Origin of the sequence: Streptomyces sp. NBC_00091 (assembly GCF_026343185.1) — a bacterium.
In the GTDB taxonomy this organism is placed as follows: Bacteria; Actinomycetota; Actinomycetes; order Streptomycetales; family Streptomycetaceae; genus Streptomyces.
Genome location: NZ_JAPEMA010000001.1, coordinates 755,634 through 777,040, shown reverse-complemented (window position 1 = coordinate 777,040; position 21,407 = coordinate 755,634). Strand labels below are relative to the sequence as shown.

Annotated in this window: 10 protein-coding genes, 1 tRNA gene and 3 rRNA genes; 11 read left to right on the top strand and 3 right to left on the bottom strand. The window is 66.6% G+C overall.

Going from position 1 to position 21,407, the window contains the following annotated elements; all coding sequences use genetic code 11:
• Window positions 1–24 precede the first annotated feature (24 nt).
• Window positions 25–777 carry a 4-hydroxy-tetrahydrodipicolinate reductase gene (gene dapB / locus OOK34_RS03165; RefSeq protein WP_267032336.1) on the top strand — a complete coding sequence of 251 codons (753 nt, stop codon included), beginning with the start codon at window positions 25–27 and terminating at the stop codon, window positions 775–777.
• Between the two features lie 16 nt (window positions 778–793).
• Window positions 794–1,237: a hypothetical protein gene (locus OOK34_RS03160; protein WP_267032335.1), complete on the top strand. Its 444-nt coding sequence runs from the start codon at window positions 794–796 to the stop codon at window positions 1,235–1,237.
• Window positions 1,238–1,356: 119 nt separating this feature from the next.
• Here the strand turns inward: OOK34_RS03160 and OOK34_RS03155 are convergent, their stop codons facing one another.
• The gene (locus OOK34_RS03155; protein WP_267032334.1) at window positions 1,357–1,911 is read right to left on the bottom strand and encodes a PH domain-containing protein; all 555 of its coding nucleotides are present in this window, start codon (window positions 1,909–1,911) and stop codon (window positions 1,357–1,359) included.
• Between the two features lie 48 nt (window positions 1,912–1,959).
• Window positions 1,960–2,202 carry a hypothetical protein gene (locus tag OOK34_RS03150; RefSeq protein ID WP_267032333.1) on the bottom strand — a complete coding sequence of 81 codons (243 nt, stop codon included), beginning with the start codon at window positions 2,200–2,202 and terminating at the stop codon, window positions 1,960–1,962.
• A gap of 275 nt (window positions 2,203–2,477) precedes the next feature.
• Between OOK34_RS03150 and thyX the strand changes: the two genes are divergently transcribed.
• The 7 genes from thyX (at window position 2,478) to OOK34_RS03115 (ending at window position 11,970) form a co-directional block, all read left to right on the top strand.
• Entirely contained in the window at window positions 2,478–3,218 is a 741-nt protein-coding gene (gene thyX / locus OOK34_RS03145) for an FAD-dependent thymidylate synthase (protein WP_267032332.1), read from the top strand.
• A gap of 226 nt (window positions 3,219–3,444) precedes the next feature.
• On the top strand, window positions 3,445–4,344 hold the full coding sequence (gene dapA, locus OOK34_RS03140) for a 4-hydroxy-tetrahydrodipicolinate synthase (protein ID WP_267032331.1): 900 nt from the start codon (window positions 3,445–3,447) through the stop codon (window positions 4,342–4,344).
• A 115-nt stretch (window positions 4,345–4,459) separates the two neighbouring features.
• Window positions 4,460–6,145 (top strand): ribonuclease J, encoded by a 1,686-nt coding sequence (locus OOK34_RS03135; protein ID WP_267032330.1) that lies wholly within the window; start codon window positions 4,460–4,462, stop codon window positions 6,143–6,145.
• A 616-nt stretch (window positions 6,146–6,761) separates the two neighbouring features.
• Window positions 6,762–8,286, top strand: a 16S ribosomal RNA gene (locus tag OOK34_RS03130).
• 288 nt (window positions 8,287–8,574) lie between these two features.
• Window positions 8,575–11,698: ribosomal RNA gene (locus OOK34_RS03125) — 23S ribosomal RNA — on the top strand.
• Between the two features lie 73 nt (window positions 11,699–11,771).
• Window positions 11,772–11,889: ribosomal RNA gene (rrf, locus tag OOK34_RS03120) — 5S ribosomal RNA — on the top strand.
• Together the 16S, 23S and 5S rRNA genes with 1 tRNA gene alongside form the textbook arrangement of a ribosomal RNA operon.
• Window positions 11,890–11,894: 5 nt before the next feature.
• Window positions 11,895–11,970, top strand: a tRNA-Thr gene (locus OOK34_RS03115).
• Between the two features lie 161 nt (window positions 11,971–12,131).
• On the opposite strand, the gene OOK34_RS03110 is transcribed toward OOK34_RS03115, so the two are convergent.
• Complete coding sequence (locus OOK34_RS03110; protein ID WP_267032329.1) at window positions 12,132–14,654, bottom strand: SpoIIE family protein phosphatase; 2,523 nt, start codon at window positions 14,652–14,654, stop codon at window positions 12,132–12,134.
• A 227-nt stretch (window positions 14,655–14,881) separates the two neighbouring features.
• On the opposite strand from OOK34_RS03110, the gene OOK34_RS03105 reads away from it, so the two are divergent.
• Together OOK34_RS03105 and OOK34_RS03100 are read left to right on the top strand one after the other, a co-directional pair.
• A complete protein-coding gene (locus OOK34_RS03105; protein WP_267032328.1) occupies window positions 14,882–20,386 on the top strand; it encodes a HAMP domain-containing protein in 5,505 nt (1,834 codons plus the stop codon).
• A gap of 235 nt (window positions 20,387–20,621) precedes the next feature.
• Window positions 20,622–21,302, top strand: a complete 681-nt coding sequence (locus OOK34_RS03100; RefSeq protein WP_267032327.1) for a two-component system response regulator — start codon at window positions 20,622–20,624, stop codon at window positions 21,300–21,302.
• Window positions 21,303–21,407: the final 105 nt, after the last annotated feature.

The following is a 21,407-nucleotide window of genomic DNA, read 5'->3' as shown; positions in this document are numbered from 1 at the left end:
ACGCACGCACCTAAGGAAGCGACAATGAGCAAGCTGCGCGTGGCCGTCCTCGGCGCCCAGGGCCGCATCGGCTCCGAGGCGGTCAAGGCCGTCGAGGCCGCCGAGGACATGGAGCTGGTGGCCGCCCTCGGCCGGGGCGACAAGCTGGAGACGCTGGCCGAGGCGGGAGCCCAGGTCGCCGTCGAGCTGACCACCCCCGCCTCGGTGATGGGGAACCTGGAGTTCCTCGTCGGCCACGGCATCCACGCCGTGGTCGGCACCACCGGCTGGACCGAGGACCGCCTCGCCCAGCTGAACACCTGGCTGGCGGCCTCCCCGCAGACCGGCGTGCTGATCGCCCCGAACTTCTCCATCGGCGCCGTCCTCACGATGAAGTTCGCCGCCCAGGCCGCCCGCTACTTCGAGTCCGTCGAGGTCGTCGAGCTGCACCACCCGAAGAAGGTCGACGCCCCCTCCGGCACGGCGACCCGTACGGCACAGCTCATCGCCGCCGCCCGCGCCGAGGCCGGCCTCGGCGCCCAGCCCGACGCCACCGCCACGGCCCTCGACGGCGCCCGCGGCGCCGACGTCGACGGGGTCCCGGTGCACGCCATCCGCCTGCGGGGCCTGCTGGCCCACCAGGAGGTGCTGCTCGGCGGCGAGGGCGAGACCCTGACCATCCGTCACGACTCCCTGCACCACAGCAGCTTCATGCCGGGCATCCTGCTCGGCGCCCGCCGCGTGACGCAGACCCCGGGCCTCACCTTCGGCCTGGAAAACTTCCTCGACCTCGGCTGATGAGGCAGTAGCACCCATGCGCGCGAAGATCACCTACCTCGTCACGGCCGCCGTCCTGGTCGTCTACTTCGTCCTGGTCGGCAGCCGGGGCCTGATGCTGATCCAGCAGGGCACCTGGCTCACCGTCACCTTCGGTGCGGCCGTGCTGATCCTGCCGGTCATCGGCATCTGGTTCCTCTGGATGAACACCCGCTTCGTCACCCGGGCCAACCAGCTCGCGACCGAGCTGGAGGCCGAGGGCGGCCTGCCCGCCGATGAACTGGAACGGGACCAGTACGGCCGGATCCTGCGGGACTCCGCCGACGAGGTCTTCGCGCGCCGCAAGGCGGAGACCGAGGACGCGCCGGGGGACTGGCGCACCTGGTTCCGCCTGGCCGTCGCCTACCACGACGCCCGCGACACCCCGCGGGCCCGCAAGGCCATGCAGCGGGCCATCGCCCTCCACCAGGCACACGCGTAACCCCGCGCCCCGCACACCGCGTACCCCGGAACACCGGGGCGCCCCCAAGCGAAGGGCCCGTACAGGTCGATCCCCGTACGGGCCCACGCGCAGCCGTGCCCACCCGGGCGGGCACGGCCTCAGGCGGGCACGGCCCGGTACTCCTCGGCCCACGCCTCCACCCGGCCGGCGGCCCGGTCGAAGGCCTCGCCCCGCGCCAGGAAGTCGGCGCTGTGGTCGGTCAGCAGCACCGGCAGTTCCGCACCACCGCGCGCGGCCACCGTCAGCGCCTGCCCCTGCACGGTCCTCGGCAGTCCCAGCCAGCGCACGGGCTGCTGGACCTTGCGGATCCCGTCGACCTCGCTCCAGGCGATCGAGCGGGTCCCGAAGAATCCGACCCGGCGCAGCCCCGCAGGGCTCACCCACACGCCCGCGCGCAGGATCCGCAGGGCGGAGCCGACCACGACGAGCGAGGCGGCCAGGGCGATGCCCGCGCCGGTCCAGGTGCCCGCGAAGGCGATGATCACCGTGGCCAGCAGCATGAAGGCGGAGACCAGCAGCAGCACCGCCGCACCGGCCACCCGCCAGGGGCCCGGCCGGTAGGGGCGCCGCCAGCGCTCGGGATCCACATGCGGGAGGGCTTCGTCCTCGTGAGCGTCGAAGACGCCGTCGGCCGTCAAGAAGGGCAGGGGCACGGCTGGACCTCACTCACATGCACGTTCGGTTGGGCTGTGCCCGAGAGGCTACCGCCCCTCGGACGCCTCCGACTGCTGCGCCGTCCCCGTGGGCTTCACGGACGCCTGGTACGGCTGCAGTGCGGGTATGCCGAAGAGCAGCGAGCCCACGAGCCCCGCCACCACGGTCAGTCCGACCAGACTACGGGCGGTGATCTGGGCGACGCTCAGACTCTCTCGCGGCGGCGGAGTGACATTGCTTCGGAAACGGTCGGCCTCGGCGACGAAGGCGAACGGGACGGGTTCGCGCATGGGGGCACCTCCCGGCGGTAGCTGGGGGGGAAACATGGGAGCGACTCTCCTCACGGTCGGGCCCTGGGGGCGGTGGTCTGACGGACGGGATGCGTTCTCCCGGTAGGACGAACGAGCGGCCCAATCGGTGCCGAATTTCGGGACATTAAGCAAAATTCGTGGCGCACCGTCAGCTGTCCGGATGGGACGGCCGCCCCTGCGGCGTGCACGGGAAGCCTCGACCGGCGCCGTAGAGTGGGCGCGCCCCAGGTAAGACCCGTTCGGAAGGACCCCGTGTGAGCGACAGCGCCGCCTCAGCCCTGAAACCCAGTTTCCGCAGTGATGTGACGGTGGAGCTGGTGAAGCACTCCGCCGCCGACAGCGACGTGCTGTGGGCCGCCCGTGTCTCCACGGCCGGCGAACAGTCCCTGGAGGAGCTCCAGAAGGACCCCGAGCGCTCCAAGGGCCTCATCAACTACCTGATGCGCGACCGCCACGGCAGCCCCTTTGAGCACAACTCGATGACCTTCTTCATCAGCGCCCCGATCTTCGTGTTCCGGGAGTTCATGCGGCACCGAGTGGGCTGGTCCTACAACGAGGAATCCGGTCGCTACAGGGAGCTGGAGCCGGTCTTCTACGTCCCGGACGCCGAGCGCAAGCTCGTCCAGGAGGGCCGCCCGGGCAAGTACGTCTTCGTCGAGGGCACCGAGGCGCAGCAGGAGCTGACGGGCCGGGTCATGGAGGACTCGTACCGGCAGGCCTACGAGGCCTACCAGGAGATGCTGGCGGCCGGCGTGGCCCGCGAGGTCGCCCGTGCGGTCCTGCCGGTCGGTCTCTTCTCCTCGATGTACGCCACCTGCAACGCGCGCTCGCTCATGCACTTCCTCGGCCTGCGCACCCAGCACGAGCTGGCCAAGGTCCCGTCCTTCCCGCAGCGGGAGATCGAGATGGTCGGCGAGAAGATGGAGCAGCACTGGGCGCGGCTCATGCCGCTGACCTACGCGGCCTTCAACGGCAATGGGCGCGTTGCCCCGTAAGGGCTGATGCACGCATGGCGTACACATGTGCGGAGACAAGTCTCAAGTGTCCGTATTGCGGCGTTTCGTAAAGTTCATCTAGGCTGATCAAACGGACCCGGCACTGCTTGAACCCCCGAGCAGGCAGTGCCGGGATCCAACATCCCCCAGCCACCGCTGGGCACGACCCCCTGTTGACGTCCCCCGAGGGGACACCGCGAGCATGGCAGCGAGTAGCGTGTTACCCATGGCTCCGATCTCGACTCCGCAGACCCCCTTCGGGCGGGTCCTCACCGCCATGATCACGCCGTTTACGGCGGATGGCGCACTTGACCTCGACGGCGCGCAGCGTCTCGCCGTCCACCTGGTGGACGCAGGCAACGACGGCCTGATCATCAACGGCACCACCGGTGAGTCGCCCACGACCACCGACGCGGAGAAAAACGACCTCGTACGAGCCGTACTCGAAGCGGTCGGTGACCGCGCCCACGTCGTGGCCGGCATCGGTACCAACGACACCCGGCACACCCTCGAGCTCGCCCGCCAGGCCGAGCGCACCGGTGCCCACGGCCTGCTCGCCGTGACGCCCTACTACAGCAAGCCCCCGCAGGAAGGCCTCTTCCAGCACTTCACGGCCATCGCGGACGCCACCGAGCTGCCGGTCATGCTCTACGACATCCCCGGCCGCAGCGGTGTCCCGATCAACACGGAAACCCTGGTCAGGCTCGCCGAGCACCCCCGGATCGTGGCCAACAAGGACGCCAAGGGCGACCTCGGCCGCGCCAGCTGGGCCATCGCCCAGAGCGGTCTGGCCTGGTACTCCGGCGACGACATGCTGAACCTGCCGCTCCTGTCGGTCGGCGCGGTCGGCTTCGTCTCCGTGGTCGGCCACGTGGTCACCCCCGAGCTGCGCGCGATGCTCGAGGCCCACCTCAGCGGCGACGTGCAGAAGGCCACCGAGATCCACCAGAAGCTGCTCCCGGTCTTCACGGGCATGTTCCGCACCCAGGGCGTGATGACCACCAAGGGCGCCCTGAACCTCCAGGGACTCCCCGCCGGCCCGCTCCGTCTCCCGCTCGTCGGACTGACCGCCGAAGAGACCGCCCAGCTCAAGATCGATCTTGCTGCGGGCGGGGTACAGCTCTGACAACAGACTTCACAACTGAATAAGCAAGAACAAAACAGACAACAGCAAGTGCACGAATGACATGCGCGCCACGTGCCTTAAGGGGTACGTGGCGTGTGTGGTGAAGGAGAACCTTTTGAGCCATCCGCACCCTGAACTCGGCCCGCCGCCGAAGCTCCCCAAGGGCGGCCTCCGGGTCACCCCGCTGGGCGGTCTCGGCGAGATCGGCCGCAACATGACCGTCTTCGAGTTCGACGGCCGCCTGCTGATCGTCGACTGCGGCGTGCTCTTCCCCGAGGAGGAGCAGCCGGGCATCGACCTGATCCTGCCGGACTTCACGTCCATCCGGGACCGGCTCGACGACATCGAGGGCATCGTCCTCACCCACGGCCACGAGGACCACATCGGCGCCGTCCCGTACCTCCTCCGGGAGAAGCCGGACATCCCGCTGATCGGCTCCAAGCTGACCCTGGCGCTCATCGAGGCCAAGCTCCAGGAGCACCGCATCCGCCCCTACACCCTCGAGGTGAAGGAAGGCGAGCGCGAGAACCTGGGCCCCTTCGACTGCGAGTTCGTCGCCGTCAACCACTCCATCCCGGACGCCCTGGCCGTGGCCATCCGCACCGGCGCCGGCATGGTCGTGTGCACCGGTGACTTCAAGATGGACCAGCTCCCGCTGGACAACCGCCTCACCGACCTGCACGCCTTCGCGCGCCTGAGCGAAGAGGGCATCGACCTCCTCCTCTCGGACTCGACGAACGCCGAGGTCCCGGGCTTCGTCCCGCCGGAGCGCGACATCTCCAACGCCATCCGCGGCGTCTTCGCGGGTGCCCAGAAGCGGATCATCGTGGCCTCGTTCGCCAGCCACGTGCACCGCATCCAGCAGATCCTCGACGCCGCCCACGAGTACGGCCGCCGGGTCGCCTTCGTCGGCCGCTCGATGGTCCGCAACATGGGCATCGCCCGCGACCTGGGCTACCTGCGGGTCCCGGCCGGGCTCGTCGTCGACGTCAAGACCCTCGACGACCTCCCGGACGACGAGGTCGTGCTGGTCTGCACGGGCTCCCAGGGCGAGCCGATGGCTGCCCTGTCCCGCATGGCCAACCGCGACCACCAGATCCGGATCGTCCCCGGCGACACCGTGATCCTGGCGTCGTCCCTGATCCCGGGCAACGAGAACGCGGTCTACCGCGTGATCAACGGCCTGACCCGCTGGGGCGCCAACGTCGTGCACAAGGGCAACGCCAAGGTGCACGTCTCCGGCCACGCCTCCGCCGGCGAGCTGCTGTACTTCTACAACATCTGCAAGCCGCGGAACCTGATGCCGGTCCACGGCGAATGGCGCCACCTGCGCGCCAACGCCGAGCTCGGTGCCATGACGGGCGTCCCGAAGGACCGCATCGTGATCGCCGAGGACGGCGTGGTCGTCGACCTGATCGACGGCAAGGCCCGGATCTCCGGCAAGGTCCAGGCCGGCTACGTGTACGTGGACGGCCTGTCGGTCGGAGACGTCACCGAGTCCTCCCTGAAGGACCGCCGCATCCTCGGTGAGGAGGGCATCATCTCGGTCTACGTCGTGGTCGACAGCACCACGGGCAAGGTCGTGAGCGGCGTGAACATCCAGGCGCGCGGCTCCGGCATCGAGGACTCGGCCTTCGGCGCGGTCAGCGCGAAGATCGAGGAGGCCATCGCCCGCGCGGCGGCCGACGGCGTGGCCGAGCCGCACCAGATCCAGCAGCTCATCCGCCGCACGATGGGCAAGTGGGTCTCGGACGGCTACCGCCGCCGCCCGATGATCCTCCCGGTCGTCGTCGAGGTCTGACCTCGTCGTACGTAGCGACCTCACTGGAGCGGGGCAACCGGATTTGCATCCGGGGGCCCCGCTCCAGTACGTTTACGTCTCCACCCCGCACGGACCATGCACACACGTGTGCCCGGACCGGCATGTCGGGGGACGGTGGGAATCCAGACCAGGGAAACCTGATAAAGTCTGACCCGCCCGAAAGGGAAAGGCCCCCCGAAGGCCATCGGAATTCGAATCCGAGTCGGAGATCGACACGGAAAAGAATCTGATAGAGTCGGAACCGCCGGAAAGGGAAAGCGCGAAAGCGCAGAACCTCGAAGGCGCCGAGGAAATCGGACACGAAAGAGTCTGATAGAGTCGGAAACGCAAGAACAGAACGAAAGCCCGGAGGAAAGCCCGCGAGGGTGAGTACAAAGGAAGCGTCCGTTCCTTGAGAACTCAACAGCGTGCCAAAAATCAACGCCAGAAGTTGATACCCCGTCCACTTCGGTGGATGAGGTTCCTTTGAAAAAGACCTGCGGGGCCTTCGGGTGCTCGTAGGCAACAAACACAGCGAGGACGTTGTGGCGCGTCGGTCTTATTCCGACATGACGTGCCCGCTCAACGTGTGTGTGCACCGGATTACCGGTAAACATTCATGGAGAGTTTGATCCTGGCTCAGGACGAACGCTGGCGGCGTGCTTAACACATGCAAGTCGAACGATGAAGCCCTTCGGGGTGGATTAGTGGCGAACGGGTGAGTAACACGTGGGCAATCTGCCCTTCACTCTGGGACAAGCCCTGGAAACGGGGTCTAATACCGGATACCACTCCTGCCTGCATGGGCGGGGGTTGAAAGCTCCGGCGGTGAAGGATGAGCCCGCGGCCTATCAGCTTGTTGGTGGGGTAATGGCCCACCAAGGCGACGACGGGTAGCCGGCCTGAGAGGGCGACCGGCCACACTGGGACTGAGACACGGCCCAGACTCCTACGGGAGGCAGCAGTGGGGAATATTGCACAATGGGCGAAAGCCTGATGCAGCGACGCCGCGTGAGGGATGACGGCCTTCGGGTTGTAAACCTCTTTCAGCAGGGAAGAAGCGAAAGTGACGGTACCTGCAGAAGAAGCGCCGGCTAACTACGTGCCAGCAGCCGCGGTAATACGTAGGGCGCAAGCGTTGTCCGGAATTATTGGGCGTAAAGAGCTCGTAGGCGGCTTGTCACGTCGGATGTGAAAGCCCGAGGCTTAACCTCGGGTCTGCATTCGATACGGGCTAGCTAGAGTGTGGTAGGGGAGATCGGAATTCCTGGTGTAGCGGTGAAATGCGCAGATATCAGGAGGAACACCGGTGGCGAAGGCGGATCTCTGGGCCATTACTGACGCTGAGGAGCGAAAGCGTGGGGAGCGAACAGGATTAGATACCCTGGTAGTCCACGCCGTAAACGTTGGGAACTAGGTGTTGGCGACATTCCACGTCGTCGGTGCCGCAGCTAACGCATTAAGTTCCCCGCCTGGGGAGTACGGCCGCAAGGCTAAAACTCAAAGGAATTGACGGGGGCCCGCACAAGCAGCGGAGCATGTGGCTTAATTCGACGCAACGCGAAGAACCTTACCAAGGCTTGACATATACCGGAAAGCATTAGAGATAGTGCCCCCCTTGTGGTCGGTATACAGGTGGTGCATGGCTGTCGTCAGCTCGTGTCGTGAGATGTTGGGTTAAGTCCCGCAACGAGCGCAACCCTTGTCCTGTGTTGCCAGCATGCCCTTCGGGGTGATGGGGACTCACAGGAGACCGCCGGGGTCAACTCGGAGGAAGGTGGGGACGACGTCAAGTCATCATGCCCCTTATGTCTTGGGCTGCACACGTGCTACAATGGCCGGTACAATGAGCTGCGATACCGTGAGGTGGAGCGAATCTCAAAAAGCCGGTCTCAGTTCGGATTGGGGTCTGCAACTCGACCCCATGAAGTTGGAGTTGCTAGTAATCGCAGATCAGCATTGCTGCGGTGAATACGTTCCCGGGCCTTGTACACACCGCCCGTCACGTCACGAAAGTCGGTAACACCCGAAGCCGGTGGCCCAACCCGTAAGGGAGGGAGCTGTCGAAGGTGGGACTGGCGATTGGGACGAAGTCGTAACAAGGTAGCCGTACCGGAAGGTGCGGCTGGATCACCTCCTTTCTAAGGAGCACAGTACCGATTGCAGACAAATGTTCTGCACGGTCAGCTCATGGGTGGAACGTTGATTATTTGGCACGGTTTCCAAAACATCCTGTAAGTACTGCCTCTGGCGTGGAACACGGTGATAGTTGAGGGAATCGTGCCTGGCACGTTGTTGGGTATCTGAGGGTACGGCCGTAAGGTCTTATCTTCGCGATGCCGGCCCCAGTGAACTTGTTCCTTTCGAGGTGCAGGGTGATGGGTGGCTGGTCGTTGCTTGAGAACTACACAGTGGACGCGAGCATCTGTGGCCAAGTTTTTAAGGGCGCACGGTGGATGCCTTGGCACCAGGAACCGATGAAGGACGTGAGAGGCCGCGATAGGCCCCGGGGAGCTGCCAACTGAGCTTTGATCCGGGGGTGTCCGAATGGGGAAACCCGGCAGTCGTCATGGGCTGTCACCCATGCCTGAACACATAGGGCATGTGGAGGGAACGAGGGGAAGTGAAACATCTCAGTACCCTCAGGAAGAGAAAACAACCGTGATTCCGGGAGTAGTGGCGAGCGAAACCGGATGAGGCCAAACCGTATGCGTGTGATACCCGGCAGGGGTTGCGCATGCGGGGTTGTGGGAATTCTTTTGATCGGTCTGCCGGCCGGTCGGCGAGTCAGAAACCGTTGATGTAGTCGAAGGACATGCGAAAGGTCCGGCGTAGAGGGTAAGACCCCCGTAGACGAAACATCAGCGGCTTGCTTAAGAATCTCCCAAGTAGCACGGGGCCCGAGAAATCCCGTGTGAATCTGGCGGGACCACCCGCTAAGCCTAAATATTCCCTGGTGACCGATAGCGGATAGTACCGTGAGGGAATGGTGAAAAGTACCGCGGGAGCGGAGTGAAATAGTACCTGAAACCGTGTGCCTACAAGCCGTGGGAGCGTCGCTCATTGGGTTTACCCAATGGGTCGTGACTGCGTGCCTTTTGAAGAATGAGCCTGCGAGTTAGCGGTGTGTAGCGAGGTTAACCCGTGTGGGGAAGCCGTAGCGAAAGCGAGTCCGAATAGGGCGATTGAGTTGCACGCTCTAGACCCGAAGCGGAGTGATCTAGCCATGGGCAGGTTGAAGCGGAGGTAAGACTTCGTGGAGGACCGAACCCACCAGGGTTGAAAACCTGGGGGATGACCTGTGGTTAGGGGTGAAAGGCCAATCAAACTCCGTGATAGCTGGTTCTCCCCGAAATGCATTTAGGTGCAGCGTCGTGTGTTTCTTGCCGGAGGTAGAGCACTGGATAGGCGATGGGCCCTACCGGGTTACTGACCTTAGCCAAACTCCGAATGCCGGTAAGTGAGAGCACGGCAGTGAGACTGTGGGGGATAAGCTCCATGGTCGAGAGGGAAACAGCCCAGAGCATCGACTAAGGCCCCTAAGCGTACGCTAAGTGGGAAAGGATGTGGAGTCGCAGAGACAACCAGGAGGTTGGCTTAGAAGCAGCCACCCTTGAAAGAGTGCGTAATAGCTCACTGGTCAAGTGATTCCGCGCCGACAATGTAGCGGGGCTCAAGCGTACCGCCGAAGTCGTGTCATTGCAGCAATAGGGCCAACGCCCGCTGTGATGGGTAGGGGAGCGTCGTGTGCCGGGTGAAGCAGCAGCGGAAGCTAGTTGTGGACGGTTCACGAGTGAGAATGCAGGCATGAGTAGCGATACACACGTGAGAAACGTGTGCGCCGATTGACTAAGGGTTCCTGGGTCAAGCTGATCTGCCCAGGGTAAGTCGGGACCTAAGGCGAGGCCGACAGGCGTAGTCGATGGACAACCGGTTGATATTCCGGTACCCGCTTTGAAACGCCCAATATCGAATCCATTAATGCTAAGCCCGTGAAGCCGTTCCGGACCCTTCGGGGAAAGGAAAGTGGTGGAGCCGGCGATCCAAGGTGGTAGTAGGTAAGCGATGGGGTGACGCAGGAAGGTAGTCCAGCCCGGGCGGTGGTTGTCCCGGGGTAAGGGTGTAGGCCGAGGGGTAGGCAAATCCGTCCCTCATATAAGGCTGAGACCTGATGCCGAGCCGATTGTGGTGAAGTGGATGATCCTATGCTGTCGAGAAAAGCCTCTAGCGAGTTTCATGGCGGCCCGTACCCTAAACCGACTCAGGTGGTCAGGTAGAGAATACCGAGGCGTTCGGGTGAACTATGGTTAAGGAACTCGGCAAAATGCCCCCGTAACTTCGGGAGAAGGGGGGCCATCACTGGTGAAGGAACTTGCTTCCTGAGCTGGGGGTGGCCGCAGAGACCAGCGAGAAGCGACTGTTTACTAAAAACACAGGTCCGTGCGAAGCCGTAAGGCGATGTATACGGACTGACGCCTGCCCGGTGCTGGAACGTTAAGGGGACCGGTTAGTGACCTTTCGGGGTTGCGAAGCTGAGAACTTAAGCGCCAGTAAACGGCGGTGGTAACTATAACCATCCTAAGGTAGCGAAATTCCTTGTCGGGTAAGTTCCGACCTGCACGAATGGCGTAACGACTTCTCGACTGTCTCAACCATAGGCCCGGTGAAATTGCACTACGAGTAAAGATGCTCGTTTCGCGCAGCAGGACGGAAAGACCCCGGGACCTTTACTACAGTTTGATATTGGTGTTCGGTTCGGCTTGTGTAGGATAGGTGGGAGACTTTGAAGCCGTGACGCCAGTCATGGTGGAGTCGCCGTTGAAATACCACTCTGGTCGTGCTGGATGTCTAACCTCGGTCCGTGATCCGGATCAGGGACAGTGTCTGATGGGTAGTTTAACTGGGGCGGTTGCCTCCCAAAGGGTAACGGAGGCGCCCAAAGGTTCCCTCAGCCTGGTTGGCAATCAGGTGTTGAGTGTAAGTGCACAAGGGAGCTTGACTGTGAGACCGACGGGTCGAGCAGGGACGAAAGTCGGGACTAGTGATCCGGCGGTGGCTTGTGGAAGCGCCGTCGCTCAACGGATAAAAGGTACCCCGGGGATAACAGGCTGATCTTCCCCAAGAGTCCATATCGACGGGATGGTTTGGCACCTCGATGTCGGCTCGTCGCATCCTGGGGCTGGAGTCGGTCCCAAGGGTTGGGCTGTTCGCCCATTAAAGCGGTACGCGAGCTGGGTTTAGAACGTCGTGAGACAGTTCGGTCCCTATCCGCTGTGCGCGTAGGAATATTGAGAAGGGCTGTCCCTAGTACGAGAGGACCGGGACGGACGAACCTCTGGTGTGCCAGTTGTCCTGCCAAGGGCATGGCTGGTTGGCTACGTTCGGGAGGGATAACCGCTGAAAGCATCTAAGCGGGAAGCCTGCTTCAAGATGAGTATTCCCACCTCCTTGAGAGGGTAAGGCTCCCAGTAGACGACTGGGTTGATAGGCCAGATGTGGAAGCCCGGTAACGGGTGGAGCTGACTGGTACTAATAGGCCGAGGGCTTGTCCTCAGTTGCTCGCGTCCACTGTGTTAGTTCTGAAGTAACGACCGTGTTGTCATCCGGTTGGTTAACTTCATAGTGTTTCGGTGGTCATAGCGTTAGGGAAACGCCCGGTTTACATTCCGAACCCGGAAGCTAAGCCTTTCAGCGCCGATGGTACTGCAGGGGGGACCCTGTGGGAGAGTAGGACGCCGCCGAACAACCCGCCCTTTTAGCTCAGTCGGTAGAGCGTCTCCATGGTAAGGAGAAGGTCAACGGTTCGATTCCGTTAAAGGGCTCCAAGAGAAAGGCCCCCGCCATTTGGCGGGGGCCTTTTTGCGTTGTGCCCCCGGAGTGGCCGGTCGGCATTCGCGGCGGACGAGCGCGCCTTCGCGGTGGAGCGGGTCTTCCCCCGGTTCGGGACCGTCCGCACCACCGCCGACTACGTCTGAGACCGGGGCGGTCAGTCGCCCGTGCGCTGGCCAGGGACGCGGAAGGCCAGGATGGCCATGTCGTCCGAGGCGGGTTCGGCCGCGAAGCGTTCGACCGCGCGCAGGACGCGGGCGGCCACCGCGCCGGCCGTGAGGCCGGTGCAGGTGGTGAGGACCTCGGCGAGGCCGTCGTCGCCCAGCATGCGGGTGCCCTCGCGGCGTTCCGTGACGCCGTCGGTGACGCAGAGCAGGACGTCGCCCGGGTCGAGGGTGAGGGTCTGTTCGTAGAGGTCGAGGTCGTCGATCACGCCGAGCAGCGGCTGCGGGTCCGCGGCCGGGGTGACCTGGCCGTCCGGGCGCAGGCGCAGCGGGAGGGGGTGGCCCGCGCAGACGACCTTCATCAGGGCGCCGCCGTCGGGCTGGGGGTGGAGTTCCCCGTAGAGGAGGGTGAGGAAGCGGCTGCGGGCGCCCTCGTCGAGGATGGCCGCGTTGAGGCGCTGGAGGACGGCCGGGCCGCCCAGGCCCTCGCGGGCCAGGAGGCGCAGGGCGTGGCGGGCCAGGCCGGTGACGGCGGCCGCCTCGGGGCCCGTACCGCAGACGTCTCCGATGGCGAAGCCGTACGCGCCGTCGCGGATGGGGAAGACGTCGTAGAAGTCGCCGCCCACCTCGTTGCCCTCGCCGGCGGCGCGGTAGATGACGTCGACCTCCATGCCGGGGATGGAGGGGGAGCCGGGCGGCAGCAGGCTGCGCTGGAGGGAGCGGCTGATGGCGGTGCGCTCGGAGTACAGGCGGGCGTTGTCGAGGGCCAGGGCGGCCCTGCGGGACAGGTCGTCGGCGAGTTCGAGGATCTCCTGGCGGAAGTGCTCCTCGCTGGGCTTGCCGAGGGTCAGCATGCCGATCACCCGGTTGCGGGCGAGGAGGGGGAGGACCACGGTCTCCCCGCCGACGGCCAGGGCGGCATCGGGCCAGGGGCGGGCGCCGGCCTCGCGGACCGGTTCGGGCGGGCTGACGCGGGCGAGCAAGGCCTTGAGGCCGTCGATGCGTTCCTCGTCCTCGTGCAGGACGTAGGAGAGGTACGGGTCGGAGGCCTGGTCGGCGATGGTGTAGACGGCGCACCAGGTGGCGAGGGTCGGGACGGTCATCTGGGCCATGAGGGCCAGGGTCTGGTCCCGGTCGAGGGTGCCGGCGAGCAGGTCGGAGGCCTCGACGAGGAAGGAGAGGGAGCCGCGGCGCAGTCGTTCCAGTTCGCCGAGGCGGGCGGACTCGACGGCGAGGGCGATGCGGTCGGCGGCGAACTGGAGGCGCAGGGCGTCCTCGTTGTCGTAGCGGCCCGGGTTCTCGGCGGCGATGCCGAGGGAGCCGGTGAGGCGGCCCTCGACCTTGAGGGGGACGGTGACGACGGAGCGCATGCCGGTGGACTCCAGGAGCGGTACGGCTCCGGGGACGACGGCGAGGTCCTCGTGGACGGCGGGCAGCCGGGCGGAGCCGTAGCGGCTGGTGCCGGCCTCGACGGGGACGCGGGCGAAGCGCTGGCGGGTGGAGGGCAGGCCGGTGGTGGCGCGGACCTCCAGCTCGGTCTCGTCGTCGGTGGCCAGGAGCAGGAAGGCGGCGTCGGCGTCGAGCATGTCGCGGGCCCGCTCGACGGTGCGCTGGAGGAGTCCGTCGAGGTCGTCGGGGGCGGGGGAGCCGATGAAGACCTCGAAGGGGTCCACGGGGCGGGGATCGCTGTGCTGGCCGTCGGAGGAGGGCACCCGTACGGGGGTCTGGAGCAGGGCGCGCTCGTCGTCGTGGACGAGGAGGCAGACGATGGAGGGCTCGCCGTGGGCGTCGCGGACCCGCAGGTGGGAGGCGTAGACGGGGATGACGCGGCCGTCGGCGCCGCGGATGCCGTAGCTGCCCTCCCAGCGGGACAGGCGCAGGGCCTCGGCGACGCCGGTGCCGGTGCCGGGGGTCTGGGGCCAGGCGGCGAGTTCGGCGAGGGGGCGGCCCACGGCCTTTTCGGCGGGGTAGCCGAAGATGTGCTCGGCGTCGTCGTTCCAGGCGGAGATGGCGTCGGCGGCGTCGATCTGGAGGACGGCGACGCGGACCCGGCTGTCGGCCAGGGGCAGGAACTGGTCCGGGACGACGGGGCCGGCGGAGCGGGTACCGACCGGCCGGTCCGGGAGGTCGAGGCGGAACCACACGTGTTTGTGGGTGGCGGTGTACTCGACGCCCCAGCGGGTGGCGAGGGCGGCGCAGAGCATCAGGCCGCGGCCGCTCTCGCGGTCGGGGTCGGCGTACGGGCGCTCGCCCGGGTGCCGCAGGGGCAGCTCGCGCTCCGGGTAGCGGTCGGCGATCTCGACGCGTACGCCGTCCTCGGCGCGCAGGCACAGGACCTCGGCCCGGGTGCCGGCGTGGACCACGGCGTTGGTGACGAGCTCGCTGGTCAGTACCACCGCGTCGTCGACGATGTCGGCGAAGCCCCAGCCCTGCAGCGTGTCGCGGACGAACGCGCGGGCGGCGGCGACCGACCGCCCTTGAGGGTCGAAACTGGCAGCCGCCCGTGCCGTGATCACAAGTCTCCTTCGACGCGGTGGGACATCGGATGCCAGGTTACTTACCTTCGCGGTCGCCAGGAGCCGTCGTACGGGATTCCACCCGCAGGGTGCGGCCGGTGTGCGATGGTGCCGAAGTGTTATCGCCGTGTTCGGCCAGGGTGAAACACTGGGCAGGCTTGGAGAGCCGGCTCTTGGACAGCCGGACGTCCGGTGGAACAACGGTCGACCCTTTCGGGAGGGACACGGTGGAGTCTGGCGCAGCGGTGCGGCGTACGGGAACGCGCCCGAAGGGCGGACGGTCCCGGCGGAACGGGACGACGGAAGTCGATACCGCCGCTCTGAACCGGCTGCTCACGGCCCTGGTGTCGATGCGGGACGGGAATTTCCGCAAGCGGCTGACGGTGTCCGGCGAGGGCGTGATGGCGGAGATCGCCGCCGTCTACAACGAGCTCGCCGACCGCAATCTGCACTTGACCGGGGAGCTGTCCCGGGTCCGGCGGATGGTGGGCCGTGAGGGCAAGCTGAGCGAGCGGCTGGAGACGGGGGCCTGCGAGGGTTCCTGGGCGGCCGCGATCGACGCGTCGAACCAGCTGGTGGACGATCTCGCGCGGCCGGTGTCCGAGGTGGGCCGGGTGCTGTCGGCGGTGGCCGAGGGCGACCTGGACCAGCGGATGGACCTGCGGACGCAGGCCCCGGACGGGGTGGGGCATCCGCTGCGCGGGGAGTTCCTCAAGGTCGGGCGTACGGTCAACAACCTGGTCGACCAGCTGTCGGCGTTCACCGACGAGGTGACGCGGGTGGCGCTGGAGGTCGGTACCGAGGGCAAGCTGGGCGGTCAGGCCCAGGTGCGCGGAATGTCCGGTTCTTGGAAGGACCTGACCGACTCCGTCAACACGATGGCGTACCGGCTCACCGCCCAGGTGCGTGACATCGCTCTCGTCACGACGGCGGTCGCCAAGGGCGATCTCTCGCGCAAGGTCACGGTGCACGTGGCCGGCGAGATGCTCCAGCTGAAGAACACCGTGAACACCATGGTGGACCAGTTGTCCTCGTTCTCCTCCGAGGTGACGCGTGTCGCGCGCGAGGTGGGTACGGAGGGCGAGCTGGGCGGCCAGGCGAAGGTGCCCGGGGTCGCGGGCGTGTGGAAGGACCTGACGGACTCCGTCAACACGATGGCGGGGAACCTGACGGCCCAGGTGCGCGGGATCGCGCAGGTCACGACGGCCGTCGCGAACGGTGACCTGTCGCAGAAGGTGCGGGTCAGCGCGCGGGGCGAGGTCGCGCAGCTGGCCGAAACGATCAATCAGATGACGGAGACCCTGCGGACCTTCGCGGACGAGGTCACGCGGGTGGCCAGCGAGGTCGGCGCCAAGGGCCTGCTCGGCGGTCAGGCGCAGGTGCCGGGGGCGGCGGGTACGTGGAAGGACCTCACCGACTCGGTGAACACGGTCTTCCGCAACCTCACCACGCAGGTGCGGGACATTGCCCAGGTGACGACCGCCGTGGCCAACGGTGATCTGTCGCAGAAGGTCACGGTGGACGTGGCCGGCGAGATGCTGGAGCTGAAGAACACCGTCAACACGATGGTGGACCAGCTGCAGTCCTTCGGTGCGGAAGTGACACGTGTGGCCCGTGAGGTCGGTGTCGAGGGTGAGCTGGGCGGTCAGGCGCAGGTGCCGGGGGCGGCGGGTACGTGGAAGGACCTCACCGACTCGGTGAACACCGCCTTCCGCAACCTCACCGGGCAGGTCCGCAACATCGCCCAGGTGACCACGGCGGTGGCCAACGGCGATCTGTCGCAGAAGGTCACGGTGGACGTCTCCGGCGAGATGCTCCAGCTGAAGAACACCGTGAACACGATGGTGGACCAGCTGTCCTCCTTCGCCGACCAGGTCACGCGGATGGCCCGGGACGTGGGTACGGAGGGCCGTCTGGGCGGCCAGGCCCGGGTCGAGGGGGTCTCCGGCACCTGGAAGGAGCTCACCGACTCCGTCAACTTCATGGCCGGGAACCTGACCTCCCAGGTGCGTCAGATCGCCCAGGTGACGACGGCGGTGGCGCGCGGCGACCTGTCGCAGAAGATCGACGTGGACGCCCGGGGCGAGATCCTGGAGCTGAAGAACACCATCAACACGATGGTCGACCAGCTGTCGGCCTTCGCGGAGCAGGTGACCCGGGTCGCCCGGGACGTGGGTACGGAAGGCCGGCTCGGCGGCCAGGCGCAGGTGCCGGGTGTGGCGGGCGTGTGGCGGGACCTGACGGATTCCGTGAACGGCATGGCCGGCAATCTGACCTCGCAGGTGCGCAACATCGCGCAGGTCGCGACGGCGGTGGCGCGCGGTGACCTGTCGCAGAAGATCGACGTGGACGCCCGGGGCGAGATCCTGGAGCTGAAGAACACCCTCAACACGATGGTCGACCAGCTGTCGAACTTCGCGGAGCAGGTGACCCGGGTGGCCCGCGAGGTGGGCACCGAGGGCATCCTGGGCGGCCAGGCCGAGGTCAAGGGGGTCTCCGGTACCTGGAAGGACCTCACCCAGTCCGTCAACTTCATGGCGAACAACCTGACTTCGCAGGTGCGCAACATCGCCGAGGTGACGACGGCCGTCGCCATGGGTGATCTGTCGAAGAAGATCACCGTCGATGCCAAGGGCGAGATCCTCGAACTGGTCACCACCGTGAACACGATGGTCGACCAGCTGTCCTCCTTCGCCGAGCAGGTGACGCGGGTGGCCCGCGAGGTGGGCTCCGAGGGAATCCTCGGCGGGCAGGCCCGCGTGCGCGGGGTGACCGGCATCTGGAAGGACCTGACCGACAACGTCAACCTGATGGCGAACAACCTGACCTCGCAGGTGCGCAACATCTCGCAGGTCTCGTCGGCGGTCGCCAACGGTGATCTGACGAAGAAGGTGACCGTCGAGGCGCGCGGCGAGGTCGCGCAGCTCGCCGACACCGTCAACACGATGGTGAAGACCCTGTCGTCCTTCGCGGACGAGGTCACGCGCGTGGCCCGCGAGGTGGGCACGGAGGGCCGCCTGGGCGGTCAGGCGCACGTCCCCGGGGTCTCCGGGACGTGGAAGGACCTCACCGACTCGGTGAACTTCATGGCGTCCAACCTCACCGGACAGGTGCGGCAGATCGCCATGGTCACGACCGCCATCGCCAAGGGCGACATGACCAAGAAGATCGACATCGACGCGCGCGGGGAGATCCTGGAGCTCAAGACGACCATCAACACGATGGTCGACCAGCTGTCCTCCTTCGCCGACCAGGTGACGCGGGTGGCGCGCGAGGTGGGTACCGAGGGCATCCTCGGCGGCCAGGCGCGGGTGCGGGACGTCGACGGCACCTGGCGGGACCTGACCGAGTCCGTGAACGAGATGGCCGGCAACCTCACCCGTCAGGTACGCGCCATCGCGGCCGTCGCCACCGCGGTGACCCGGGGCGACCTGAGCCTGAAGGTCGACGTGGACGCGGCGGGCGAGATCCAGGTCCTCCAGGACAACATCAACACGATGATCGTGAACCTGCGCGACACCACCCTGGCCAACAAGGAGCAGGACTGGCTCAAGGGCAACCTCGCCCGGATCTCGGCCCTCATGCAGGGTCGCCGGGACCTGGACGACGTGGCCTCGCTGATCATGAGCGAGCTGACCCCGGTGGTCTCGGCGCAGCACGGCGCCTTCTTCCTGGCCGTGCCGGCCGGCGGGACCACCGAGATCGGGACGGACGGCGGCGCGGAGGGCTCGTACGAGCTGCGGATGCGCGGGAGCTACGCCTACGCGGGCGGCCAGATGCCCATCTCCTTCCGGCCGGGGGAGGGGCTGATCGGGACGGTCGCCGAGGAGAAGCGGACGATCCTCGTCGAGAACACCCCGCCCGGCTACCTGAAGATCTCCTCGGGGCTCGGCGAGGCCCCGCCGGCGCATGTGATCGTGCTGCCGGTGCTGTTCGAGGGGAAGGTGCTCGGCGTCATCGAGCTGGCGTCGTTCACGGGGTTCACACAGATCCAGAAGGACTTCCTCAGCCAGATCGCCGAGATGATCGGTACGAGCGTCAACACCATCTCCGTGAACTCCAAGACGGAGATGCTGCTCAAGCAGTCCCAGGAGATGACCGAGCAGCTGCGCGAGCGCTCCGACGAGCTGGAGAACCGGCAGAAGGCCCTCCAGGCCGCCAACGCGGAACTGGAGGAGAAGGCCGAGCTGCTGGCCCAGCAGAACCGGGACATCGAGGTGAAGAACACCGAGATCGAGGAGGCCCGGCAGGTCCTGGAGGAGCGGGCCGAGCAGCTCGCGGTGTCGATGCGGTACAAGAGCGAGTTCCTCGCGAACATGTCGCACGAGCTGCGCACCCCGCTCAACTCGCTGCTGATCCTGGCCAAGCTGCTCGCCGACAACGCGGACGAGAACCTCTCGCCGAAGCAGGTGGAGTTCGCGGAGACCATCCACGGCGCGGGCTCGGACCTGCTCCAGCTGATCAACGACATCCTCGACCTGTCGAAGGTCGAGGCCGGGAAGATGGACGTCTCGCCGACGCGGATCGCGCTGGTCCAGCTCGTGGACTACGTGGAGGCCACCTTCCGGCCGCTGACCGCGGAGAAGGGGCTGGACTTCTCGGTACGGGTCTCCCCGGAGCTGCCCGCGACCCTGCACACGGACGAGCAGCGTCTCCTCCAGGTGCTGCGCAACCTGCTGTCGAACGCGGTGAAGTTCACCGACAACGGGGCGGTGGAGCTGGTGATCCGTCCGGCCGGGGCCGATGTGCCGTCGGCGATCCGGGAGCAGCTGCTGGAGGCCGGGTCGCTGCGGGAGGCGGACGCGGACCTGATCGCCTTCTCGGTGACCGACACCGGGATCGGGATCGCGGCGAGCAAGATGCTGGTGATCTTCGAGGCGTTCAAGCAGGCCGACGGGACGACGAGCCGCAAGTACGGCGGTACGGGCCTGGGGCTGTCCATCAGCCGGGAGATCGCCCGGCTGCTGGGCGGGGAGATCCACGCGGCCAGTGAGCCGGGCCGGGGGTCGACCTTCACGCTGTACCTGCCGCTGCACCCGAGCGAGCTGCCGCCGCAGGGGTACGCGCCGCCGACGCCCGGGGGCTCGCGCGGGGAGTACCGCAGGGCGGCCGAGGAGGCCCTGCCCGCTCCGCAGCCGCTCCCGGCGGCGCTGCCGGCCGCCCCCGTGAACACGGTCCCGGTGCGCCAGCCGGTGCCGGTGGCGGAGCCGGCGGGGCAGGGTTCCTCGGCGCTGTTCCGGCGCCGGCGCAAGCCGCTGGGCGGTGCGCTGCCGCGTACCGAGGTGCCGGGGCAGCCCGACGGCGATGCGTGGGATCTGGAGGAGCCGCTGCCGGTGGCGCCGCGCACGTACGACTTCCACGGCGAGCGGGTGCTGATCGTGGACGACGACGTGCGCAACGTCTTCGCGCTGACGAGCGTGCTGGAGCAGCACGGGCTGGCGGTGCTCTACGCGGAGAACGGCCGGGAGGGCATCGAGGTCCTGGAGCAGCACGACGACGTGGCGGTCGTCCTGATGGACATCATGATGCCGGAGATGGACGGGTACGCGACGACTTCGGCGATCCGGCGGATGCCGCAGTTCGCGGGGCTGCCGATCATCGCGCTGACGGCGAAGGCGATGAAGGGGGACCGGGAGAAGGCCATCGACTCCGGGGCTTCCGACTACGTCACCAAGCCGGTCGAGCCCGATTACCTGCTGTCGGTCATGGAACAGCACATGCGGGGCAAGTGATCGGCGGACGGGTCGTGATCGGAGGGCGCAGGGGGAACCTTCTGCCCCCTCCTCACGTTTCCGCTTCGTGCACAGTGACATCTTGGTGACAGGGTGTGGCGATCTCGGGACTGGGGCTACGATGACCGGCACAAGGACGGACGGCGCAAGGATGCCGTCCTCTGGGGCGGGGCCCGGCGCACATGCCGGAGCCAGGAGCCGGGGAGGCCCCATGCCGGGGCGAGGAGGACAGGGCATGGTGCAGAAGGCCAAGATCCTCCTGGTCGACGACCGGCCGGAGAATCTGCTGGCGCTGGAGGCCATCCTCTCCGCGCTCGATCAGACACTGGTCCGGGCGTCGTCGGGGGAGGAAGCGCTCAAAGCGCTGCTGACGGACGATTTCGCGGTCATCCTGCTGGATGTCCAGATGCCGGGAATGGACGGATTCGAAACCGCCGCGCACATCAAGCGGCGCGAACGGACCCGGGACATCCCGATCATCTTCCTCACCGCGATCAACCACGGTCCGCACCACACCTTCCGCGGTTACGCGGCGGGCGCGGTCGACTACATCTCGAAGCCGTTCGATCCCTGGGTGCTGCGCGCCAAGGTCTCGGTGTTCGTCGAGCTCTACACGAAGAACTGCCAACTGCGGGAGCAGGCGGCCCTGCTGCGCCTCCAGCTGGAGGGCGGCGGTGCCAACGGCGACGGCAGCAGGGAGACGGCCGGGCTGCTGGCCGAGCTCTCCGCGCGGCTGGCGGCGGTCGAGGAGCAGGCCGAGGCGCTGACCAAGCAGCTCGGCGAGGATTCGGCGGATGCCGCGGTGGTGGCGACCGCCGCGCATCTGGAGCGCAAGCTGACCGGGCTGCGGCGGGCGCTGGACGCGCTGGAGCCGGGGACCAGCGGGGGAGCGCCGATACTGCCCGCCCAGGGCTGAGGGGTCCGGGCCGCACCCCCGCGGGGGCGAAGCGGCCCGCCCGAGGCCGCCGCTGGGCGGGCGTCAGGTCTGGCGCGGCGTCAAAGCGCGTACGGACGGGGCGAC

Coding starts and splice junctions, on each gene's coding strand:
- dapB (WP_267032336.1), top strand. CDS start 25: ATGAGCAAGCTGCGCGTGGCCGTCCTCGGCGCCCAGGGCCGCATCGGC.
- OOK34_RS03100 (WP_267032327.1), top strand. CDS start 20,622: ATGGTGCAGAAGGCCAAGATCCTCCTGGTCGACGACCGGCCGGAGAAT.
- OOK34_RS03160 (WP_267032335.1), top strand. CDS start 794: ATGCGCGCGAAGATCACCTACCTCGTCACGGCCGCCGTCCTGGTCGTC.
- OOK34_RS03150 (WP_267032333.1), bottom strand. CDS start 2,202: ATGCGCGAACCCGTCCCGTTCGCCTTCGTCGCCGAGGCCGACCGTTTC.
- dapA (WP_267032331.1), top strand. CDS start 3,445: ATGGCTCCGATCTCGACTCCGCAGACCCCCTTCGGGCGGGTCCTCACC.